At 42.4% G+C, this 22400-nt stretch carries 26 protein-coding genes and 1 tRNA gene; 9 read left to right on the top strand and 18 right to left on the bottom strand.

The features are described 5' to 3' along the window. Positions 1-187: 187 nt before the first annotated feature. Positions 188-625, bottom strand: a complete 438-nt coding sequence (locus E6W40_RS16340) for a CoA-binding protein (RefSeq protein ID WP_136606426.1) — start codon at positions 623-625, stop codon at positions 188-190. A 47-nt stretch (positions 626-672) separates the two neighbouring features. After that, on the bottom strand, positions 673-1965 hold the full coding sequence (gene aroA, locus E6W40_RS16345) for a 3-phosphoshikimate 1-carboxyvinyltransferase (RefSeq protein ID WP_136606427.1): 1293 nt from the start codon (positions 1963-1965) through the stop codon (positions 673-675). A 128-nt stretch (positions 1966-2093) separates the two neighbouring features. Here aroA and E6W40_RS16350 point away from each other — a divergent pair, with 128 nt between their 5' ends. Next, a complete protein-coding gene (locus tag E6W40_RS16350; RefSeq protein WP_136606428.1) occupies positions 2094-2402 on the top strand; it encodes a rhodanese-like domain-containing protein in 309 nt (102 codons plus the stop codon). 98 nt (positions 2403-2500) lie between these two features. On the opposite strand, the gene E6W40_RS16355 is transcribed toward E6W40_RS16350, so the two are convergent. Beyond that, on the bottom strand, positions 2501-3016 hold the full coding sequence (locus tag E6W40_RS16355; RefSeq protein WP_246073026.1) for a shikimate kinase: 516 nt from the start codon (positions 3014-3016) through the stop codon (positions 2501-2503). Positions 3017-3210: 194 nt separating this feature from the next. Here E6W40_RS16355 and E6W40_RS16360 point away from each other — a divergent pair, with 194 nt between their 5' ends. Beyond that, a complete protein-coding gene (locus E6W40_RS16360; RefSeq protein WP_136606429.1) occupies positions 3211-3519 on the top strand; it encodes a hypothetical protein in 309 nt (102 codons plus the stop codon). Between the two features lie 23 nt (positions 3520-3542). Here E6W40_RS16360 and gndA read toward each other — a convergent pair whose 3' ends face one another. Together gndA and E6W40_RS16370 are read right to left on the bottom strand one after the other, a co-directional pair. After that, positions 3543-4955, bottom strand: a complete 1413-nt coding sequence (gene gndA / locus E6W40_RS16365) for an NADP-dependent phosphogluconate dehydrogenase (protein WP_136606430.1) — start codon at positions 4953-4955, stop codon at positions 3543-3545. 172 nt (positions 4956-5127) lie between these two features. Continuing rightward, positions 5128-5724 (bottom strand): hypothetical protein, encoded by a 597-nt coding sequence (locus tag E6W40_RS16370; protein ID WP_136606431.1) that lies wholly within the window; start codon positions 5722-5724, stop codon positions 5128-5130. Between the two features lie 213 nt (positions 5725-5937). Between E6W40_RS16370 and E6W40_RS16375 the strand changes: the two genes are divergently transcribed. Continuing rightward, the gene (locus tag E6W40_RS16375) at positions 5938-6561 is read left to right on the top strand and encodes a DUF1054 domain-containing protein (RefSeq protein ID WP_136606432.1); all 624 of its coding nucleotides are present in this window, start codon (positions 5938-5940) and stop codon (positions 6559-6561) included. A gap of 102 nt (positions 6562-6663) precedes the next feature. Here E6W40_RS16375 and E6W40_RS16380 read toward each other — a convergent pair whose 3' ends face one another. After that, on the bottom strand, positions 6664-7947 hold the full coding sequence (locus E6W40_RS16380; RefSeq protein WP_136606433.1) for an MFS transporter: 1284 nt from the start codon (positions 7945-7947) through the stop codon (positions 6664-6666). Between the two features lie 178 nt (positions 7948-8125). Here E6W40_RS16380 and E6W40_RS16385 point away from each other — a divergent pair, with 178 nt between their 5' ends. After that, entirely contained in the window at positions 8126-9601 is a 1476-nt protein-coding gene (locus E6W40_RS16385) for an aminotransferase class I/II-fold pyridoxal phosphate-dependent enzyme (RefSeq protein WP_136606434.1), read from the top strand. 108 nt (positions 9602-9709) lie between these two features. On the opposite strand, the gene E6W40_RS16390 is transcribed toward E6W40_RS16385, so the two are convergent. The 3 genes from E6W40_RS16390 to E6W40_RS16400 all read right to left on the bottom strand — a co-directional run bounded on the left by E6W40_RS16390 (position 9710) and on the right by E6W40_RS16400 (position 11028). After that, complete coding sequence (locus E6W40_RS16390) at positions 9710-10018, bottom strand: DUF1292 domain-containing protein (RefSeq protein ID WP_136606435.1); 309 nt, start codon at positions 10016-10018, stop codon at positions 9710-9712. Between the two features lie 98 nt (positions 10019-10116). After that, positions 10117-10626 carry a stalk domain-containing protein gene (locus E6W40_RS16395; RefSeq protein WP_136607038.1) on the bottom strand — a complete coding sequence of 170 codons (510 nt, stop codon included), beginning with the start codon at positions 10624-10626 and terminating at the stop codon, positions 10117-10119. Positions 10627-10833: 207 nt separating this feature from the next. After that, positions 10834-11028 carry a hypothetical protein gene (locus tag E6W40_RS16400; protein WP_136606436.1) on the bottom strand — a complete coding sequence of 65 codons (195 nt, stop codon included), beginning with the start codon at positions 11026-11028 and terminating at the stop codon, positions 10834-10836. 108 nt (positions 11029-11136) lie between these two features. Between E6W40_RS16400 and E6W40_RS16405 the strand changes: the two genes are divergently transcribed. Then, positions 11137-11886: an MBL fold metallo-hydrolase gene (locus tag E6W40_RS16405; protein ID WP_136606437.1), complete on the top strand. Its 750-nt coding sequence runs from the start codon at positions 11137-11139 to the stop codon at positions 11884-11886. Between the two features lie 72 nt (positions 11887-11958). Here E6W40_RS16405 and E6W40_RS16410 read toward each other — a convergent pair whose 3' ends face one another. The 3 genes from E6W40_RS16410 to E6W40_RS29530 form a co-directional block, all read right to left on the bottom strand. Then, positions 11959-12198, bottom strand: coding sequence for a DUF3892 domain-containing protein (locus E6W40_RS16410; protein WP_136606438.1), 240 nt, complete (start codon positions 12196-12198; stop codon positions 11959-11961). A gap of 82 nt (positions 12199-12280) precedes the next feature. Beyond that, a complete protein-coding gene (locus E6W40_RS16415; protein WP_136606439.1) occupies positions 12281-12727 on the bottom strand; it encodes a GNAT family N-acetyltransferase in 447 nt (148 codons plus the stop codon). A gap of 310 nt (positions 12728-13037) precedes the next feature. After that, positions 13038-13214 carry a hypothetical protein gene (locus tag E6W40_RS29530; RefSeq protein WP_168928950.1) on the bottom strand — a complete coding sequence of 59 codons (177 nt, stop codon included), beginning with the start codon at positions 13212-13214 and terminating at the stop codon, positions 13038-13040. Positions 13215-13409: 195 nt separating this feature from the next. Between E6W40_RS29530 and E6W40_RS16420 the strand changes: the two genes are divergently transcribed. Next, a tRNA-Val gene (locus E6W40_RS16420) sits at positions 13410-13482 on the top strand. A gap of 134 nt (positions 13483-13616) precedes the next feature. After that, positions 13617-14537 (top strand): tyrosine-type recombinase/integrase, encoded by a 921-nt coding sequence (locus E6W40_RS16425; protein ID WP_136606440.1) that lies wholly within the window; start codon positions 13617-13619, stop codon positions 14535-14537. A gap of 34 nt (positions 14538-14571) precedes the next feature. Here E6W40_RS16425 and E6W40_RS16430 read toward each other — a convergent pair whose 3' ends face one another. The 3 genes from E6W40_RS16430 to E6W40_RS29755 form a co-directional block, all read right to left on the bottom strand. Then, positions 14572-16020, bottom strand: coding sequence for an Ig-like domain-containing protein (locus E6W40_RS16430; RefSeq protein WP_211147015.1), 1449 nt, complete (start codon positions 16018-16020; stop codon positions 14572-14574). A gap of 78 nt (positions 16021-16098) precedes the next feature. After that, entirely contained in the window at positions 16099-16443 is a 345-nt protein-coding gene (locus E6W40_RS16435; protein WP_136606441.1) for a hypothetical protein, read from the bottom strand. Positions 16444-16508: 65 nt separating this feature from the next. Next, the gene (locus E6W40_RS29755; RefSeq protein WP_211147016.1) at positions 16509-17114 is read right to left on the bottom strand and encodes a hypothetical protein; all 606 of its coding nucleotides are present in this window, start codon (positions 17112-17114) and stop codon (positions 16509-16511) included. 148 nt (positions 17115-17262) lie between these two features. Here E6W40_RS29755 and E6W40_RS16445 point away from each other — a divergent pair, with 148 nt between their 5' ends. Beyond that, positions 17263-17772 (top strand): hypothetical protein, encoded by a 510-nt coding sequence (locus E6W40_RS16445; protein ID WP_136606442.1) that lies wholly within the window; start codon positions 17263-17265, stop codon positions 17770-17772. 703 nt (positions 17773-18475) lie between these two features. Here E6W40_RS16445 and E6W40_RS16450 read toward each other — a convergent pair. From E6W40_RS16450 to E6W40_RS16460, 3 genes are all read right to left on the bottom strand, one after another. Beyond that, a complete protein-coding gene (locus E6W40_RS16450) occupies positions 18476-19798 on the bottom strand; it encodes a phage portal protein (protein WP_136606443.1) in 1323 nt (440 codons plus the stop codon). A gap of 16 nt (positions 19799-19814) precedes the next feature. Then, a complete protein-coding gene (locus tag E6W40_RS16455; protein ID WP_136606444.1) occupies positions 19815-21398 on the bottom strand; it encodes a phage terminase large subunit family protein in 1584 nt (527 codons plus the stop codon). Positions 21399-21544: 146 nt separating this feature from the next. Next, positions 21545-21961: a phage holin family protein gene (locus E6W40_RS16460; RefSeq protein ID WP_246073027.1), complete on the bottom strand. Its 417-nt coding sequence runs from the start codon at positions 21959-21961 to the stop codon at positions 21545-21547. A gap of 127 nt (positions 21962-22088) precedes the next feature. On the opposite strand from E6W40_RS16460, the gene E6W40_RS30510 reads away from it, so the two are divergent. Then, entirely contained in the window at positions 22089-22289 is a 201-nt protein-coding gene (locus E6W40_RS30510) for a YgiT-type zinc finger protein (RefSeq protein WP_136606445.1), read from the top strand. Positions 22290-22400: the final 111 nt, after the last annotated feature.

Raw genomic sequence — 22400 nt, forward strand, 5'->3', positions numbered from 1 at the left:
TCCTTTCAAAAAACACTTCAGAGTTTGCAAAATTCACGCTCGCCGATTCCTGCAAAATCCGCACATAATTCAAATGGTAAGCTTTCATCAAGATTTTGTCAAAAAGAAAAAACACCCCCGCGTGCAAAAAAAGCATCCCCGGTTTGATGCACGATCCGGGGATACCTTTTTTGGAAACGGATGCTTACTATTTTCCTGATCTATCAGGCTGCGTCACAGCCTCTTCGACTTTGATGCAGCGGTCCATGATCGCTCTCATGCCATTTTGCTCCGCAATCGCTGCCGCTTCGTCATTCACGATGCCTAGCTGAAGCCACAGCACATGGGCGTTAATGTCAGCAGCTTCACGTGCCACGTCCGCACAATACTCACTTCTGCGGAAAACATTGACGATGTCCACCGGTTCGGGGATATCTTTCAGCGATCCATAGCAAGTTTCACCCAGAATTTGTTTTCCCTGCGCAGCAGGATTCACCGGAATAATTCGATAACCGCGGCTTTGCATGGCCTGGGCGACCATATATGAAGTACGGTCCGTTTTGTCAGATAAGCCGACAACGGCTATATTCCCTGCATTTTCCAAAATCTTTTTAATTTCATCGCGAGTCGGATTTTCAAAAGACATGCTTCATCCCGCCTTTCCATATATACGTATGCAATTGCACTACGAAATTATTTTACCCATTCTACCTGGGCGCCAAGCGTTTGCATATGATCAAAGAACTGTGGATAGGATTTGGCCACATGATGCGCATCTTTAATTTTCAGCGGTTCCTTGGCGCGAAGACCTACAACCGTCAACGCCATAATCACGCGGTGATCATAATGCGCATTGATCTCGACACCGCCCTCCACACCCTCGGGTCGACCATGAACGATAATCTCAGCCTGACGCTCCTCCACATTCGCTCCGGCTTTGCGCAGCTCAGCCAAATAATCGGTAATACGGTCGCATTCCTTAAAGCGCAGGTTCTCCACATTATAGAAACGCGAGGTTCCCTCTGCGAAAACTGCGGCAGCCACCATCGCCAGCACGGCATCCGTTGCTGCGTCGCCGTCAAACTCCACCGCTTTCAGTTTACCGTTTCCTCTGACATGCACCTCGTCATTGTCATGCGTTAGCGGTACCTCCATCATCCGCAGAACATCCACGACAGCCCGTTCCCCCTGCTTACTCTCCGCAGGCAGACGTTTTATCAGCACATCAGACTGCGTAACAGCTGCAGCTGCAAGCACGGCTGCTGAACCCGGATAATCGCCTTGTACGGTGTAGGATTTGGCTTGGTATGACTGGTTGCCTGGAACCCGGAATCGCATGTAGTCCTCACTTGCATGGATAATGATCCCTGCCTGCTCCAATACTTCCAGCGTCTGTCCAACCACAACCTTGGATTTCAGGTCACCCAGCACCTCAATTTCGCTATCCTCTGCAAGCAGCGGCGTCACAAACAGCAGTGCGCTCAAATACTGTGAGCTGACAGATCCGGATACTTTAATCTGGCCACCTTTTGGCTGCCCGCCTTGAATGCGGATCGGCAGGCGGCCGTTGTTGTGCTCTACCTGAACATCCATTTGTCCCAAAGCCGTGATCAGATCATCATGAGGACGTTTGCCCAGCGAATCGGGATATGTATTCACAAATGTAACGTCAGGGCAAAGCGAAGCCACGCCCATTAGAAAGCGGAGAACAGCGCCCGCATTTCCAACATTCAGCTCTTTGACATCACGCGGATGGCGGCCAAAGCCGGTAATTACCGCTTTCTCTTCATCCTCCACGAGTACGGCTCCCAAATCTTGAATACAGCGGCGCATCGCGTCACTGTCTTCGCTGTGGGCCGGAAAATGCACTGTACTTGTTCCTTCTGCAAGTGCTGCGACGAGCAGATAACGTGTTGTATAGTTTTTGGAAGAAAGCGCCCCAATTTCCCCTTCTAAGTGTGGAGTCGGTTTAACGATCAAATCCATATGCCCCTTGTCTCCTTCTCTAATATATTTATGCTCTAACCGGCATGTACTTCATTTGACAGCCCATTTAGAGCTTGGTTATCATATACATAATTGCTTATTAAAACATCTGAAAAGAGGTTATCTTAATGACACCTATCCATACAATCGAACCATCCGAACTTAGACGGCGCCTTCTTGCTGGTGAATCCCTGCAAATGATTGATGTCCGTGAAGACGATGAAGTTGCACAGGGCAAGATCAGCGGTGCCAAGCATATTCCTCTCGGAGAAATTCCGGATCGTCTGGATGAAATCCCCAAGGAATGTGAAGTCATCATGATTTGCCGCAGCGGCGGCCGCAGCATGAGAGCCTGCCAATTCCTGCAGCAGCATGGCATTGAATGCACCAATATGACAGGCGGCATGCTTCAGTGGAACGACGAAGAAGAAGCGTAAGCAGCGACTCATCGGCAGGCCTTTTAGGGGTTTGCCGATTTTTTATGTGATGGTTATCAAAAAAAGTATAACTAACTGATATCTTATCACAAAAAGGCTTAGACGCGGTAATGCGTTAAAATTAACTGCGCGACTTCATCCACACCCATACTTCCGGTATCCACCGTGAAATGGGCAAATTGATAAGCATGCTTCCGTTCCTCAAGAATGGTCCGGATCCGTTCCTCTGCATTCCCAGCCAACAGCGGACGGTTGCTGTCACCCTTAACCCGTTCAATGATCTCTTCCGCCTGCGCTGTCAGTGCAACGACCAGTCCCCCATTTACCATCAGCTCACAATTGAGCGGCTGCAGCACAGCCCCGCCGCCTGTGGCTAAGATCTGCTGTCCCCCTGAAGAAAGCACCTTCTGGAGCATGGCCGTTTCAGCTTCGCGGAAGTAAGCCTCCCCATGAAGCTCAAACATTTCCGGAATCGTCAACCCCGCGTTGGCAACGACAGCCGCATCAAGATCAACAAGAGTATATCCCAGCTTCTGAGCTAATATTTCGCCAACCGTGGATTTGCCGGTCCCCATCATTCCGATCAATATGATATTTTCTTTCCTAGGATTCAACGCTACACCCCTTTTGTTTCCTCGTAATCCTCAAGCTTTTTCATATCATAACACAGGCCAAAATCTTTCGACAATCTCGCAAACTCTTTAAGAGATACCGATGTCTATTTTCCACAAGTCTATCATACACATCTAGTAATATGGATTGAACAAAATGAAAATCAGGAGTTCGTGAGGAGTGGAATGTATCCGCCATGCCAGAATCCCGTACCCATTCACCCGAAACGGCCGCCAGGATCAAGCAAATAACGGATCCGCGGCATATTCTTTGCCGGGAAGACATGCTTTGGGTTTTGCATTATGTACAACAAAAGGTGGCTCAGGGAGAACCAGCATTACTGGAACTCTCTAAGCCACGGATATTACAGAACTTTCAATACTTCGGCGAAGCGGCGCTGCTCCTGCTGAGCCGCATCACGAGCGGTCAAGCCCAGGACGAACAAATCCGAGCATGCCTGCAGGAGGCCATGCATGGGCTTATCCCATCAGATGATGAGGATTAGCCTTAACTTAACCGATCTGCCTGCTATTCCTGAATCCAGTTGTGGTGGAATACGCCTTCCTTGTCCACGCGCTTGAACGTATGGGCACCGAAGTAATCACGCTGCGCCTGAAGCAGGTTCGCAGGGAGTCTCTCTGTACGGTAGCTGTCGAAATAAGCCAGTGCACTGGAGAAGCCAGGAACCGGAATGCCGCGGCTGACAGCAGCAGACACGGTGGCACGCCATGCACCTTGGTAATTTTCAATAATTTCTTTGAAGAATGGATCAAGCAGCAGGTTTTTGAGGCCGGCATCCTTCTCGTAAGCATCGGTGATATTTTGCAGGAAACGGGAGCGGATAATGCAGCCGCCGCGCCAAATTTTAGCCAGCTCACCGTATTTCAGATCCCATTCATACTCATCGGAAGCCACACGCAATTGCGCGAAGCCTTGAGCATAGGATACGATTTTGCTCGCAAACAATGCTTTGCGAACATTTTCGATAAATTCTGCTTTGTCACCTTGGAAAGCTTCTGCATTAGGACCATTCAGGATTTTGCTTGCTTCTACGCGCTCTTCCTTCATGGCAGATAGGAAACGGGAGAATACCGATTCGGTAATCATGGACAGAGGCACTCCAAGATCCAGGGAGCTTTGGCTTGTCCATTTTCCTGTTCCTTTTTGTCCGGCTGCGTCAAGAATCACGTCAACCATCGGTTTGCCGGTATCTTCATCTTTTTGTGCAAAGATGTCGGCAGTGATTTCGATCAGGTAGCTGTCCAGCTCACCTTTGTTCCAGTCTGTGAAAATCTCATGCAATTCGTCCGCGCCGAGGTTCAGCACATCTTTCAGCAGATGGTAAGCTTCACCGATCAGCTGCATGTCACCGTACTCGATACCGTTATGCACCATTTTAACATAGTGACCGGCACCGCCCGGCCCGATATATGTACAGCAAGGCTCGCCATTTATTTTGGCGGAAATGGAGGTCAGGATCGGTTCTACCAGCTCATAAGCGCTTTTTGGTCCGCCTGGCATGATGGAAGGTCCTTTGAGAGCTCCTTCTTCGCCACCGGAAACCCCAGCTCCGATAAAGCGGAAGCCTTTTTCCTCAAGCATTTTGCTGCGGCGTTGTGTATCCGGGAAGTAAGCATTACCTCCGTCGATAATAATATCGCCTTGATCCAAATGCGGAATCAATTGATCGATCGTAGCATCCGTCGCTTTGCCGGCTTGTACCATGATCAAAATTCTGCGCGGCTTTTCAAGAGACTCGACAAATTCCTCAATGGAGAATGTGCCCGTCAGTTTCTTGCCTTTCGCTTCTTCGAGAAGGGCTTCTGTTTTCTCCGGGGAACGGTTGAATACGGAAACAGTAAAGCCTCTGCTTTCAATATTGAGAGCCAAGTTTTTGCCCATGACCGCAAGGCCGATGACACCGATTTGTTGCTTCGACATATGGTCCTCCATCCTTTACCTCTTTATTTTTAATAAATAAAAGAATACACCTATTTTAGCGTGTTTACGCGTGAAAGTGAACCCCTCTGTCTTCAAATGATACCGTGACAAAACACCCCGCCAAGGCTGAGGTGCTTCCATCACTTCGTTATATTGTAATACAAACAGGACATTACCATTCAAGCATGAGCAGCTGTTTGGATAGATCAGAGAGCTTCTGCCGACATACATCCGCCTTCTCTGTATCTCCATTTTGAAGCGCATCATGCAACCGTTCAAGCTCATCATCGACCTCAAGCCGCAGCAGCAGCATCCGCATTTCACCCTCTGTGGAAAAATACAGCTTGGAAATCTCCTGCTCCGTCATGAATGGCCCCTTTTGATACAGCACCCTTTGCTGGTATCCGGATATTTCAACCAAACGGATTACTTCGCCGAATAAAATGCTTTCCACCAGGATTTGATGGTCTTTAAACCGTTTTACAATGGCATGACCGCGAGTATCCTCGATTAACTTTTCCATCCACTCCGCTAATTTGGCATCCCGTATGATATAATCCCCAACCATTTTGTAACCGTTTTTGGTACGATTAAACCGCAGCTTGACAAGTTTGCGCCCTGTTCTGACGGAAACGATGAATAATGATTCGTTCTCGCTCCAGTACAGGGAATATCCTTCCTGAATTAAATCCTTAATCAGGTCCTGAATATGCCGCCGGTTAAACCGAAGCTCCAGATTGCAGTATTCCACTTCATAGCTCTTGTTCACGGCACTCCCTCCTTCAGTTTTGGACCGCTCATTCGAATACATCTGCGATTGGAAATTGATTAAATGCTTTATTCTATTTTATACTTTATCTTATGTAACGGTAACTTGGTTTATTGACTATTTTTACCCTTTCCATATCGTCGCCAAACAGGCGGCAGGGTATGCTATAATAGGACAAACTTTACACCGCACTTGAACATAGGAGGCCGCAGCATGCCGTTTGAAGGTTTTAATTCGCAGGATTTTGAAGTATTCACAGTACCCGGACTTGAGCCTCGCATGGAGGCTTTGATAGCCAATGTAAGACCGAAGCTTGAGACGCTGGGAGGCGAGATCGCCCCATACCTTTCCGCCCTTTGCGGAGAAGAAATGTTTCCCCATGTAGCCAAGCATGCCCGCCGAACCATTAATCCGCCCAATGATACCTGGGTAGCCTGGGCCGCGAGCAAAAGAGGGTATAAAGCACTGCCACATTTCCAGGTTGGAATGTTCGAATCCCACCTGTTTATCATTTTTGCGGTTATCTACGAAAGCTCGAACAAGGCCATCTTTGCCAAGCATCTGGAGAAAAGCTACAGCAAGGTGAAAAAAAGCCTGCCGAAGGAGTTTTATTGGTCCATGGATCATATGGATCCGGGCTTTACCCCGCATGCAGACATGAGCACCAAGGATTTCTCGCAGATGGCTGAAAAGCTGGAGAAAGTTAAAAAATCCGAGGTACTTTGCGGACTCCGTATTCCTAAAGATGAAGCTGTTCTCGAAAACGGACCGGAGCTCATCTCCGTCATCCAATCCACATTCGAGAAGCTGCTGCCGCTTTATAAAATGGCATTTTAACATCCGAAAATAAAAAGCTGCACCCGTCCGGTTATTTCCGGCACCTGGGTACAGCTTTTTTTGATGCGGCCACTTTGGCAGGCTTCCTATAAAGCAGGCTTCCTATAAAGCAGGCTTCATTCTGCGCGAGAGAATAAAGTGGATGACGAACAGCATGGCCATAACGATCGCGCTTGCCAGAAACGGTGAAGAATGGCCAAGACGGTCCCACAGCTGACCCGATACAATCGGCCCCACGACCATGCCCGACCCCTGCAATGTAAGGAAAAACCCCCATATAGCACCACGCTCGCCTTCCGGAATCAAATGAGACACAAAGGTATTCCATCCGGGCAAAATCATCGCGTAGCTGACACCAATAATACATACAAATACAAACACCAATACAAGGGAATGCACCATTGAGAATATGCTTAGCGAGATTGCAGCCAGCAGAAACCCGCTGTTCAGGAACGGTCTCGTACCGAATCGGTCGATCAATTTTCCGCATGGAATCAGAGCAAGAACCGTAATCCCTCCACCTGCGATCAGCAGCAGGCTGTACATATTAGGCGAAATATGAAGCTCGTTTTGCACGTATAGCGTGATTACAGGGCTGAGAAGCCCGATCACAAAGGATTGGAGGAAAAGCGCAGGATAAACCATCCAGCTCACCTTCAGTGTATTCCTAACCTCATACAGTGTTTTTTTTACACTGCCGAGCAGATGACCGAGCCTATGTCCCATAACCGAAAAAAATCCTCTGCCCACTTCCGACGCAGACACAGCCGCCGATTGGATCGGAATCCTGACTTTAGAAGGCAGCATCAGAGCCACCAGCACCAGAATAACTCCTACCCCGATCAAAATCAGAAAAGCGGTGTGATAATTTTTATCGGTCCGATCCATTAGAAAGTTCATGACGATCGGTCCGGCCCCCGTACCTGCCAGTGAAGCCATTTCAAGCGTTCCCATCGCCTGGCCGTTGCTGTTATTTGGCCCTGATATTTCCGTAGTCCCCGTCATCGCGGTAGGCCAAAGAGGAGACGTGCCAAGACCTAGAATAAAGCATGCAATCGCCAGCCAAAAGGCACCGGAGGAGAACGCAATAATGCTTACAGCAATAACTGTCATCAGCAATGCACCCGCCATCGTTTTGCGGTAGCCCAGCCTCTCTCCGATCCAGCCGAAGGGACTCCGAAAGAGGTTATCACCTATGTACTGCAGCGAAAATGCGATTCCGATCGTGTGTGCCGACAGCCCAAGCGAATTCTTCATATATACGGGCAGCACTGCCACGAGCAGCGAGCCTTTCATAAACTCCACTAGAAATAGGATAATGAGCAATCCGACAAAAAATGGGGATCTGAGCCGTCTAACGGCAGCTGCTCCTGTTGCTTGCGGCATCTTTTTCACATCCTCTACTCTTGTTTACAAAGCATCCCTTGGAACGACACCTATTTATAATGTACCCCGAATTCCTTCCATATTTTCACCCTTGACGAAATGCACGCTTGCAATCGCCCCCCATTTTGCTATACTCATCCTTGTAATTTTAACAGACGAAAGGTTGTGACAGCATAAAATGGACCACCGCCGTACGCCGCTATTTACTGCTCTGAAGGAACACGCGGCCAGCAATCCCGTACAATTTCACATTCCCGGACACAAGAAGGGCATGGGAACCGACACCGAATTCAGAGAGTTTATAGGTGATAACGCCCTATCCATAGATTTGATTAATATTGCGCCGCTGGATGATTTACATCAGCCGACAGGTGTCATTGAAGAAGCCCAAAAGCTTGCCGCCGACGCATTTGGCGCGGACTATACTTATTTCAGCGTACAGGGGACAAGCGGTGCCATTATGACGATGATCTTGTCCATGTGCTCGCCTGGTGACAAGATCATCGTGCCGCGCAACGTGCACAAGTCGATTATGTCCGCGATTATTTTCTCCGGTGCCAAGCCGGTATTCGTATCTCCAGCACGTGATGAAAACCTGGGTATCGATCATGGCATCACGACAAAATCCGTTCAACGCGCCTTGGACCGCCATCCGGATGCCAAAGCAGTATTGGTAATTAATCCGACCTATTTTGGCGTATGCGCGAATTTGAAAGAAATCGTGGATCTTGCCCACAGTCGGCATGTGCCTGTCCTCGTAGACGAGGCTCACGGCGTGCTCATTCATTTCCACCAGGATCTTCCGATGTCCGCAATGGAGGCCGGGGCTGATATGGCTGCGACCAGTGTGCACAAGCTTGGGGGCTCCATGACTCAGAGTTCCGTGCTCAATCTCAATATAAAAAACGGGTTTGTTAACCCGCAGCGCGTTCAGACGATTATCAGTATGCTGACGACGACATCGACTTCCTATATTTTACTCGCATCTCTTGATACGTCGAGACGGAACCTGGCAATTCATGGTCATGACATGGCACAAAAGGCGATTAATCTTGCCCAAAATGCACGCCGTACCATTAATGAAATCGAAGGACTTTATTGTTTCGGAGAAGAAATTCTCGGGGGCGAAGCCACGTTTGACTATGATCCGACCAAGCTGACAATTCATGTCCGCCATTTGGGCATTACCGGATATGAAACGGAAAACTGGCTGAGAGAGAAGTACAATATCGAGGTCGAGCTGAGTGATATGTACAATATCCTCTGCCTGGTAACCCCAGGAGACAATGAAGAAACGCTATCGATATTGCTGACTGCTCTGCGGGAGCTTGCGGAAACGTTCTATAATGTAAATACAGCTAATGAGCTTATTGTTAAAATCCCTGAAATTCCTCAACTCTCCCTTATTCCAAGAGATGCATTTTACGGAGACACCGAGGTGATTCCTTTCAAGGAATCCGCGGGACGGATCATTGCCGAGTTCATATATGTCTATCCGCCGGGTATTCCAATCCTGCTGCCGGGTGAAGTCATTTCTCAAGACAATATCGACTACATTGTAGACCATGTTGATGTGGGACTTCCGGTTAAAGGTCCCGAGGATCGTTACATCAAAAATGTGAAGGTTATCGTTGAAACCGATGCAATTTTCTAATCTGTGCCGCCTAAGGCTCTAGTGATAAGAAAAACGCATAAATTGTTTAAACATAACAAAAACCCGGAACCACATATGTGGTTCCGGGTTTTTGTTTCGGAAAATATTTTAGCCTTCGGAATCCTGCTGAGCTACAAGTTCATTGTAAGCCGCTTCAACTTCATTCCACTCTTGCTCGTCTTCAATATTGTAAAGCATCATTTCGTCGTTTTCTTCCTCAACGCGCAGAATAATGCCGTCCGCTTCTGGATTTTCACGCTCAAGCAGCAATGCGTACATTCTCTCGCCAACATCAAATGTTTCGACAAGAACCATTTCCACATCGTTTCCTTGCTCGTCTGTCAAAGTCAGAACAAATTCCTCATGCTCATGGTCGTGATCATGATTGCAATTTTCGTCATGCACGTGATCGCTCATTACAAAAACCTCGCTTTAGGTTATATAGTCATACCTTCGTATCGTATCACGTAGCCAAGCCCTGGTCAATTTATCCTTTTGCAGCAAGCTTAGACCCATTAATTCAGGGCTGTGATGACCTTCTCGGATACCAATTCATAGTCAACATTTTTCGAAGCTTTCACATAAAACCCAACCTTATATTTTCCTGCGATTTTAAAATCATACGTGAAATCATACGTCCGGAACCAAAAATTATCCTGTTGGTCGCTCCCGAGGTTCTGCGACTGGATATCCTTAACATTACCTGACGGATCCGTAATTGCCACTTTAACGGCGGTTACATGCTCAGAAAGGCTGTCCACCTGAGAAAATACATTGAATTTCAGCTTGCCCTTATTGACATTGCCAAAGACGGTATCGCCTTTAAATAAGAAAATATGTACGTTCGGCTTGATGAACTTCACTTTATTGGCATCTCCATCCCAATCGACAACACCATTAAATTCCCGGATAGGAACATAAGTTTTACCATCGATTACAAAGCCGCCATCCTGTACTTCCTGACCATTCATCCAAACTCTGATTTTCTGGGATACGGAGTCCGCGAACATGACGGAGCCGCCCATCAGAGAAAAGGCAAAAACACATATCAAAATCTTTTTCCAATTTCTCACCCGTAAATCCCCTCCATTTCCTTCATGCTGTTGTATGTATATACGAAATGTAAGTTTGCAAGTTGCGGTCAACCCTTACATTCATTGCGGATTTTTTTTCATTTCTTAAAAGTAAAAAACCTGCTCAATTTCGCGCAGGTTTTTTAATGTGAGCGATGGCTATTTCACTTTGGTTAAAATACAAGGTACACCTTTGCCAACGGCCCCCGGATCTCTCATACGGGCTGCATAAGCCATTCCTCGCGCGCAAGGCGTTTTGCAAACCTCGCATACCTGTGACGTGACCAATCTCATGCCTTTATGCACTTTTTCGCTTTTGGCCTGCGACGGTTTCTTACCTTTAGACTTGACCATGTTTCCATCCCCATTTCCTAAGAGCCTATGCTGCATTGTATGGGGATTTATAACAATGTGGAACCGTGGTATATAATGAATAACACATCACATCAGGAGGTGCTTCTAATGAATTTAGAACTGCAGATGATTGGAACCGGCAGTGCCTTTGCCAAAAAGTATTTTAACAACAACGCCCTGCTGAAGGACGGTGACTTCACACTGCTGATTGACTGCGGGGTAACGGCTCCGCTTGCGCTTCACCAGCTGAACAAATCCTTTGCCGACGTGGACGCGGTGCTTATCACCCATATCCATGCGGATCATGTGGGTGGTTTGGAGGAGCTTGCCTTTAAAATGAAATTTACCTTCCACCGGAAAATCAAGCTCTATATCGCCGAATCCCTGACTTCGATCCTCTGGGAGCATTCCCTGAAGGGCGGATTGTATCAGGCTGGTGAAATCACCTGTTTAGAGGATTTATTTGAGGTATGTCCGCTGACACCTAATGAGCCTTACTTCATATCGGAGCATATCCGTCTTGAACTGATTCCTACCGAGCATATCCCCGGTAAAAAGAGCTATTCGCTGTATTTAAATAATCAGATTTTCTACAGCTCCGATATGATATACAATCCGGAGCTGCTGAAATATCTCGTAGAGGAACGGAGCTGCGGCATGATTTTCCATGACTGCCAGCTTGAGGGCCGCGGTGAGGTTCATACGACACTGGATGAGCTGATGAGATTGCCTGAGGATATTCGAAAGATTACATATTTGATGCATTATGGAGATAACAAGGATGAATATCATGGCAAAACAGCGGAAATGGACTTCATCGAGCAGGGCCGCTCCTATTCTCTGCCTGTAAAGAACTAAACACTGAGCCTGGAAGATGAAAAAAGCCGGCAGCAAGCAGAATATGCTTGTTGCCGGCTTTTGGATGTGATGCTATTCAAAACGGGGCAGCTGATCCAAATTATTCGATGGATCTCCGTCCGCGTCACCACGGATATACATACCTCCGTCTCTTCCCTTGAACACATTGACACCGGCAATCGCACCGGCTTTTACTTCCTGCAGCGCCTCATCGTAACCAAGTACGCGTCCCGAAGAAGTTTTGAAGGCGGTCAAGTCCCCGTCACCGTTTTTTTGCACAGCGATAAATTGCTCACGGCCTGCAGTTCCCATTGTAATCCGCTCCTTTGTCAGGTGAGATGCCCATCATATGGGCTTTTCATAGCATCCCCTGACATCCATACCGCTATTCGGCTTATAAGGTTTTTTTCATGCGGACATGTGGAATTCCGGCGTCATCGAACGGCTCTTTTGAAATGGTCTCATAGCCTTGTTTCGCATAAAAGTTCTCTGCTTGGCACTGAGCATCCAGAATGGAATAAGCCAGTCCTAGCTCTCTTGCGCGTTTTTCCATCGCCATCAGCAGAATGCGTCCATACCCGCCTTTACGGTATTCCTGAAGCACGGCGATACGCTGCATTTTGGCTGTTTCGTTGTTGTAATAAATCAAACGCCCTGTAGCGACATATTCACCATCTTCATTCTGTACGAGAATATGATGCACATCTTCACTAATGACATCATACTCGTCGATTTCGAGGTCAACGGGAACCTTCTGTTCCTCGACAAACACTTTTTTGCGGATATCCAGACCATACTGCAGCTGATCTTTGGTTGTTACATTAATGATTTCGGCAGCCATGATGAGCCCTCACTTTCGTCGTTCAGTATACACAAGACTGATTTTTTCCGTAAGCACACGGTTGAATTATTATACAAAAAAAAGATTTTCATGTATAGTTTAGGCAGTATGTCATCCAATACGGAGAGGAGTCAATGTACAAAATGGGTATGGGAGCCACTATTGTAATTTGTGCAGTCATGGCTGCTGCATTGATCTATTCCTTTGTTTATGTAACGAAAAAAGGTTATTCCCGCAAATGGGATGAAGAATAAAAGAGAGAGTCAGCAAAAGCGCTGGCTCTCTTTCTTTTATGAAAGATGTTATGAAATTAAGGGGGTGAGATTTGTCCTTTGGAGTAAACGTCACCTGAGACCGACTGGTTGTAGACATCTTTCATGACCGGGGAACTTGAACCACTGTTTGCTTTGGACTGATTTCCTGAGCAGCCTGCCAGCATGACGAACAGACAACAGCCCAGAACTCCAAACCACAATTTTTTGGGCATATCATGCCACTCCTTTAAGTCGGTATATCTGATATTTTTAACTCTTTTACCTGTTTTTAACACTCTATTATCTGAAAACAGGTCTATTCATTGCCATTTTCTCTAGTCATGCTGTTATGTATTCATCCTAAGTAAAAAAACAATTGACACCCTTTCTGCTCGCTGATAAGATATTAAATATCCAATTGCCTATTTGATCTGCTAGCTCAGCTGGGAGAGCACTATCTTGACAGGGTAGGGGTCAGTGGTTCGAGCCCACTGCAGATCATACATGCTTACGGTGAAAGGGATTGAGCCTACTCAGTCCCTTTTATTATTAAGGTGGTCACAAGCGAACACGTTTCTAATAAGTTTAACCACTATCTATTGTTTTGAAAATAACATTAGATTGGTGGTTTTTTTATGCTTTTAAAATTCAGTTTGAATGAGTTCAAAGCAGATCGGGAATACAGAAATATCTCACCTCGCACGTTAGAATCTTACATGGCTACACTAAATGAATTTCATGCTTATTGCATTGACCAAGAAATTGTAAATCTTGAAGACTGCACTTCTTCATTGGTCAAAGGGTACCTCATTTATTGTGGTAAAGAACGTAAGAACAATCCCACTACCGTAAACAGTAAACTTCATGTGTTAAAAATTTTCTTTAATTATTTTGAATCCGAATTGGAAATCTTCACACCAAAATCGAATCCAACAAAACGAATTCCATTTGCAAAAGAAGAAATCAAAATTGAAGTCTTTTCAGATGAGCAAATCAAACAGATGCTTAACTATTATCAAAGACTTAAATATCGTGACAAAACTCTATACAGTTACCGTGATTACTTCCTTATTATATTCCTTCTCGGTTCTGCTTGTCGATTAGGAGAAACAATAAATTTACGTTGGAGTGATGTTGATCTGCATAATCAGATTATTACGGTTACAGGTAAGAAACGGATGGCTAGTAGTTTACCTATGACTGACAAACTGAAAAGAGAATTCATGGAATATAAATTGTTTGTGGAGCAGAACTTTAATTCCCTGCCAGAGTTTGTATTTACAGACCGCAAAGGAGCACAGTTAACAGATAATGCATTAAAATGTATCTTTAAACATCTTAAAGCACACATGAACTTTAAAAACGTGAGGTTGTCGGCTCATACATTCCGTCATACCGCTGCTCACCGTATGTTAATGGCAGGTGCTGATGTAGGAACGATACAGAAGATTCTAAGACATAGTAATATCGCTATGACATTGCGTTATTTCTCTTTATGGGGAACAGCCCTAAAAGAACAGAACGATAAATTCAATGCTCTAAATAAACTGTTATGAGAGACAAGCCCCCATTTACTTTGGGGGCATTTTTTTATATTGCACTCTTAATTCTAATTCGCTGCCATACATACACAGTTGGATCACTCAATAAATAACATTTCAACTGGATATAGTTTGTGGCTTTCAATCCCTTAATCTGAATAGTTGATGTTGTCTGACTCAAAATTGAATAAACGGCTGTGTCGGCTGGGCTTACTTTATTGTCTGCAAATATTGCCCATCCACAATCCTCTGCACCACTAGATACCGTTGCTGTGAATGTTTTACCTGCACTAGCGCCACTCGTTATGTCAACGTATGTGTCACTCATCGGATTAAGAGTAATTGTCTTTACAACTGCTACCTGATGAGCCAATGTTAACGCATAGTAATCTACAATTGAACTATCCGTGTCCAGGACTGCCTTAACATAAATAGATTCATCAATTCCAGTATTTATATTTGTTACTGTGGCAATATTACCGGAATCAACGCTTATTGTTGCAATAGTTGGAGGAACGGTTGTAATTTGATCAGCATAAACAAGCGAATATGTAACAGTTTTATCAGCCACAGATGCACCATTCAAATACACATGCTTATTAATAATGATTTGTTCATTGTATGCAAGGTTATGCTTATCTCCTGAGTTGTATAGGGACATTGTATAAACTTCAGGAGTAAAGATAGACATGGACAGAGTATCATAAATGAATCCATTTGTGCTGTTAGAAACAGTGATTGTACAACTACCCTCTGCAATACCTGTCACAAGCCCTGTAGCGTTCACTGTAGCGATTGCATTGTTAGATGATGTAAATGTTACTGGAGCATTGTTTGTACTTGTCCAAGTTAATTGAGTCGTGCTACCGATCATTACAGACGTTGGCTCATTGGTAATGTCCACATGACAAGACAACCCACCAACAATATCATGTACAACATCATCCTTAGCAGGATCAATTGAATCCTTTTCACATGTAAGAATTATCATTCCCGGCTGACTAAATTTATCGATTCCAACAATCTTGAATGCCTGACCATATATAAGGAACCTCATAGAATCAATTTTAAGCCCTGAATCGTTATAATACTGTGTAGTGTAAACATTTATCTGCCCATCTTGGATTGATAACACCTTTCCGTCAGTTACCCCTAGATTTCCAACAGTAATAAAGCAATCTAGAGAAATAAAACGACATTGGGAATTTATAATAATGGAATGAGGTAACTGTCTCATGATTCCCTTGAATTTGTTGTAACGCTTTGTATTAACCTCTGAGATGACCATATACTTTTTATCTTCATAAATAACAATATCACCCCTATGTAGAGGTGACATTGAAGAAATCCGTTTATCATCATAATTCTGCTCTAAATTTGTGTTCGTAATTAACACCCTAGTTGTTAATGCAGAATCATTAATAATTACATTCTTGCCCATCTGGTCAAGCATAAACTCATAATCAGCATTGTTGGAACTATCGAATAGATTAACCATATACACTCTCCTTTCTATATCTAACCGTCAAATCCGACGATGTGGTTTGGTTGGCCCAAAGTTGGACTCTCCTCATACTTATCGATTAAACAGCATGAACGTATTAGATTTGCTTTCTGATTCATTGATACTCATAGTACGTATTTTCCGTTCTAACTGTTCAATTCTGTTTTGAATAGAATCAGCAAAAGCAGACACTGAAATATCATCCTCTTTATATGACTTCATAAGCAAAGGATTATTTGCAACACTATTCAAAATAGATAATGCTGCTGCGTAAATTTTACGCTTATCACCTGTTAAAGAAGCATCGTAATCTGCTTCTGGATTAGTAACACCTTCTTCTGCAAGATAGATGGATAGTTCATCAGGTGTTAAGGTGATTCCCTTTGTTTCAAGTTGCAGACGTTCTATATATTTCATTTTGATTGCTCCTTTATGTGAGATTATAGGCAAAAGAAAAACCTACCCGAAGGTAGGCTAAAACATTAGTTTTGAATTGTAGTCAATATTCCATTTTCAAAGTATAAGTACCTATAGCCGCTATAAACCCATTGTTCTGATACATAGTTTGCTGTTGTAGTTTTATTTATGTCCTTGGGTTTTCCCCATGTTGAAGCAAGTACTTCTTCTTTTGTCATTCCTATACTAACATTTGAAGGTATGTCCTGTACCGCTTTCGCTTCCTCGGCTTTAGGTGTTAAGTAGGCAATCTTAGAGTCAATCTCCTCTTGAGTTACGATACCATCGATAGGTTTAACTTCTTTAAGGTATTTCAGAGAAGGAATATAAGCCTCATCCTGCTCTAAAGAATTAGCCATTGAAAAAAGCATTAAGTTATACTCATTTTGTTCATCTTGAGATAATCTATCTATTTTCAAATTATCATAATTCCCGTACTTTTCTTTTAAGTCCGCATCAATCAAAAACCAACTATCTGTGTATTTCCCCTCTTTAATCAATTTTATTGACTGATCATTAACACTTAAAGAAATCTCAGAGAAGACCTCTTGGTCTTCTTTTGGTAAGTTCCAGTATACGACTAATCCTATAACAATAATTAATATGATACTTATCATAATATTTTTTTTCATGCTATCAACTAATCCCCCTAATATGATTTTCTAAATTCTACCATCTGACACTAAATAGGTCTATGGTATTAGGTAGATATTAGGATAGTGGTCTTGGTAGTATTTTACTAATTATGATAAAATATCGATATTAAACAAGGAAGAAAGGATGAATGCCTTGAAACTAAATTCAATTAAAATTCTATTGTGTTTGATCATTCTATTAGTAGTTATATCAGGTTGTAGCAAGGAAGAAACAAAGGAAATATCAGCCCCCTCCACTCTCCAATTAAAATCTGAATACATTACAATTATCAACGATGATATTATTGCGGATATGATTGGAGAAATGTATGTAAGCATGATTGATTCATTCAATAATCGAAATAAGGAAACTGGAGAGATGGAGTTGAATAAACCAATTCCTCAATACAGTGACTTTATTACATATGATATAAAAAAAGCACAGAAGAATAATGATACTAAAAAGGCTGATTTATTGCTTAATCTATCCACTCCTTATTTGACCATCTTAGAATCATTAAAATTTAGCACTCCTGTTCTATCCAAAGATGATCATGGAAACTATGCTATTGATTCAAGTACTGGAATTAGTGAAGAGAATCTGCAGTCCATTAAACAAGAGTTAACATCAAAAGTAGAACAGTATTTTCAATAATTGAATACAGGTCACCAAAATTTTAGTCATACATACAAGCATGAACAGGCATAAATAATAGAATCAGAACATAAAATTAGGAGCAAAGCGTTCCTAATTTACATAGGCATAGTCTACCCATAAGGAAATAAGGGAGGATGAAATTTCATCCCCCTTTATTTGTGTTGAGGCTGATCATTCAGGATAATCAAGTATCATGTAACACGTTGAAGTATCGATAATAAGGATGGAATATCATACAAGATCAAGTACCATCCTATTTTTTTATTTTTTTGTTCATGTGTAATTATATAGGCTAGCGGAAAATTTTCCAGTTTTGGGGTATCGAATCCATTCCATATAGCATGAAATTATACAATTATACACTGAATATACAACGATTCTGCATAAATTCCCCATATCCTAGCCAATTGGATAATATTAGTCGAAAAACAGACCATTATCTACTCAAGATAGTGGTCTAGTTAATACACAATATATCTTATATACCATCTATAAGGGTACCAGATAAACCACTATAATATTTACAAAAAAAGTAAAAAAATAAGGAAAATTAAGCGGTTATTTTTGCTTTATATATTATGTCGTCCCAACTGTAACCCATATAGTAACAGGTGCGTGTTTGTCGTTGTTATACCATATTAAATTTGTCCATGTTTATCTATGGTTTCATAATACCATCAATCATCAATATCACTTACTTTTAGTTAGTGATATCGCTATTTTGTTTGCTGCTTTCTGAACTTTTAGTTTCTTCACTACTCAATCTTACCATTTCACTATTCACATCTGTTGTATACGGACTATGACCAAGAATGCTTTCAATGCTGATTGCACCCATTTCCTTCAACTTAGTCAAATTATCAATAACATCTTTCTCAGATTGTGGCATAGCATACTGGAACACTACATCAAGCGTTTCCCATTCCTCATCAGTAAACTTTGTCCCCTGCATCTCTAGCAATCGTCTAATCTTCTCATGTCTTTGCTTCATACCATCTTTAATATACTTCTCACCAATCATGGCTTTAAGATTACTCAATGAGAACAGTAATTTAATACTGACCTCACTTAGATTACTTATATCAACTTTACCAATGACAACTCCTGGAACAGAACTAATGTCAAGCAAACTGGTCATCAAGTGTTTGTACAATGTTTCAAACGCTGCATGATCAAACTTATTTTGAGCGAACATAAAGTCAGCATCTGAATCAAGAACAAGCCCACCACCTAATACCTCAGTAGGCAAGCCATCTCCTTTAAGTTGTTGTCCCTTTACAATTGGAATGCCGGTAATGTATTTATAGAAAGCATCCGTACTCTTACTAATCAAATCCTCCATACTGTCAAGGATACTCATGTAATCTTCTAAATCACTTCTACCAAACACATCATTAACAGGATTATCATTCCGATAGATGACGGGCAATCCTGTTAGATTATCGTATGATCCCTTTAAACGTAATTCTCCACCAGCATTTGTATACTTCTCTACTCGTTCAGGATAATACACGTTATAGAATGTTACGTTATTAATAGTGTAACTCTCAACAAATGCAATATAATCATTCTCTGCATCAATCACTGGGAAACTATCCGCTGCATCAATTAGTTTACTCGTAATCTTGCCATCCTTCACAAAAACGTACTCATAGGCGTTACCATAACGATTCACATTATGTACTAAGTCAAAATCAATCTTATCATAGCCGTTTTTATATACTGCTTTAACTGCTTCAACTACCTTTTCATTGCCTGTTAAAGTAACCTTATTACCAATAAGATAGGCTGTACCAAACTCTAATAACCGTTTAGCATACTGTAGTACAATACGTCTAGGAACAAACTCCTTGCCATTAAACATCTCATTAGGACGCGTATTAATTACATGTGAACCTGCAAGATACTCCTTAACATCCAGAACATTCATTACCCGCATTTGATTATGTACTTCATTTACATATTCAGCAAACCATTCATTACTATATCCAAACTCATCAACGAATTGATTGATTGTACCCATTTTACACACCCCTTATTTATACATACCATTTGTTGTTTTTCATTGCTTGAACTGCTAACGAATGAGCAATAACCATGTCATCATGATTGTTAGCCCCTCTTTTGTTTCCCATTTTTCCGTTTATCTCAATAAAAAGAATCATCTGCTGAAGGGTATCCTTATCGTTTACAAGGATTAATCCCTTTTCAAATGATTCTTTAAAGTCGCTTATCATGATTGCTTTTGTTTTATCCGTTGTGAGCCATCCTAGAGCAAACTTCTTATTACCCTTCTGGTCAAACGTCTTATGTTTATATAGATTCATGTATTGATGGTCGTTCCTTAAACGTTCAATTACTGGCAATCCATAACTGTTTTTTTCACAGGCCAGAAACGCATAATTATAATACCTGCCGATTGCATTCAATATTTCCGCAAACTCATAAACACTTACTTTGTTATGAGCAAATGCCAGCACCTGGACGCCATCAGCATCCATTAATGTTAAAGTCGATGAGTCACCGCCTGAACCACTTGCAACGTCACTTCCTCCGTAGTATCGAATACCACGTTTAGGTAAATGGTAGACATTCAAACCTTTACCTATATATTTGAGTAGCGTCTCTGGTAATTCAGTCTTCAACTCATCTTTACTCATTGGTTCAGGAACATTCTCTAATCGTTCCAGAATCTTCGATTGGTCAAATACATTCTGTCCACTGGTCTTAAATGCTTCTTCTGGATATGAAGGAAACTCAGTCTGAAAATCGGTCAAAGACATTGAGGATAGTTTCCATTGTCTCCACATCAACATACGAAGATTAGCACCCATTTCATGGATTCGTTTCTCTTCCTCAGTCAAATCTTTTGTTAATAAACGCTGTCCTCTATTCTGTGCCTTGAACCATTCCTCAGCAATATCGTGTTCAAATTTAAACTGGTCTTTGTATGCGTTACTAGTCCAGCCATAGAAGAACGCCTTATAGTTTGTTTTACCTTTCCAAGAACGCATGAACAAATCATAGTAATAATTCCCCGTACCATTTGCCGTTGTTTCGATAACTAATTTACTTGTTGGATTCTTGGCCAATGCTTGCTCTAAACTCGTTAGTACCTTTGATTGATCCCCTTGATAAAAAGCAAACTCCGATAACAGCACAAACTGATAAGTGTTACCACGTCCAATCTGTTTACCATCACTGGCTGCTATCTGAACCCGTGAACCATTGCTCAAACACAGTTCACCTCTATTATCTCTATCCGTTTTAGGGAATGGATACTTTGTTCTCGGCAGGTTATCATTCATGAATTTCAACCGTTCAAACAATGCCGTTACTGATTCACCTGATAATGAAACAATCATATAACTTGTGTTTGGATATTTGACCGCATTATAAAGACAATAAGCCAAACTCATTGTGCTAAATCCAATCTGACGCGACTTAGCAATGATATTGAACTTTTGCATCTGGTCAATAAAATCAGATTGTTCTTTATTCAGCACAAACGGAACAGTATTCCCCTCATTGTCGACGATCTTCACAAAATTCTTGGCAAATGCCTTAAAATCATCCATAACCAAATCAAATTTGCTTTTCTTCTTTGCTGTTGCTACTACCATTTAATCTCCTTTCTGAACGCAAAAAAGACGCTCCTGCAGGATGAAGGAGCGTCATTTACAAATACTTCCTTATGTATTATCATTAATTAAAACCGAAAGCATCGGTGACTCAAACCGCTGGAAAGCATCCAGTGGTTTTTGTATGCCTATGTATTTGCGTCCTGCTTTTCTTTATTTTTTAAAACAAGAATAATATCTTTTACCTTGTCAGGTAGAGGGATACCCAATTTTCCGCCATTTTCGGTTAAACTTACAAACTCAATTACACAAAAAGCGCCTGAAACTCCATCTGTTACTATTCCACTGCTTTTTAATATTGCAACCTCAATTAGATATACGGCTCCAATCAAAAGGATTATATATAATTTCTTTATCAATCCTTTTGTTCCGATCCTGCTATTTACCTTTTTTTCATATATGCCAACCAGAATACCAGTGATAAAGTCTATAGCCATCAATCCAATTAGAACGGTGAAGACTAATCCGAACCCTCCAACCATCCAAGATACTATTCCAGTGAATGCACCAGCAATAAATTTAATGAGTATATCTATACGTTCCAATTTGTCACCTCCTTACAAAACTAATCGAATTATTCGACGTGTAGGCTATGCTACTAAATTAATTATAACTGTAATGGATAAGCGGTGAGCAATCACCGCGAGTCCATTTAAAAAGGAGCAGGAGAACATGAGCCTTACAAAATGTGTTGAATGCGGATCAACGAACCTATCTAATGTTTTTCACATAATCGAGCACCAGGAGAACGGTAAAACGTTAGTAATTGAAAATATTCCAGCCATTCAATGTAATTCGTGTAAAGAGATTTTCCTTAGTCCTCGAGCGAGTAAATACATTGATAAACAAATTGCAATCTTTAGAACCTCATAGAAGCCCTCACCTTCTCGACAATGGATCAGAACTATAAAGGTGAAGTTCACTATGGACTTCACCCCTTGGTAACCGTCATCGTGACGGTCTGTTAAACGTAGCATTTCCTTC

The organism is Paenibacillus dokdonensis, from assembly GCF_004916975.1.
Taxonomy (GTDB): Bacteria; Bacillota; Bacilli; order Paenibacillales; family Paenibacillaceae; genus Paenibacillus_AQ; species Paenibacillus_AQ dokdonensis.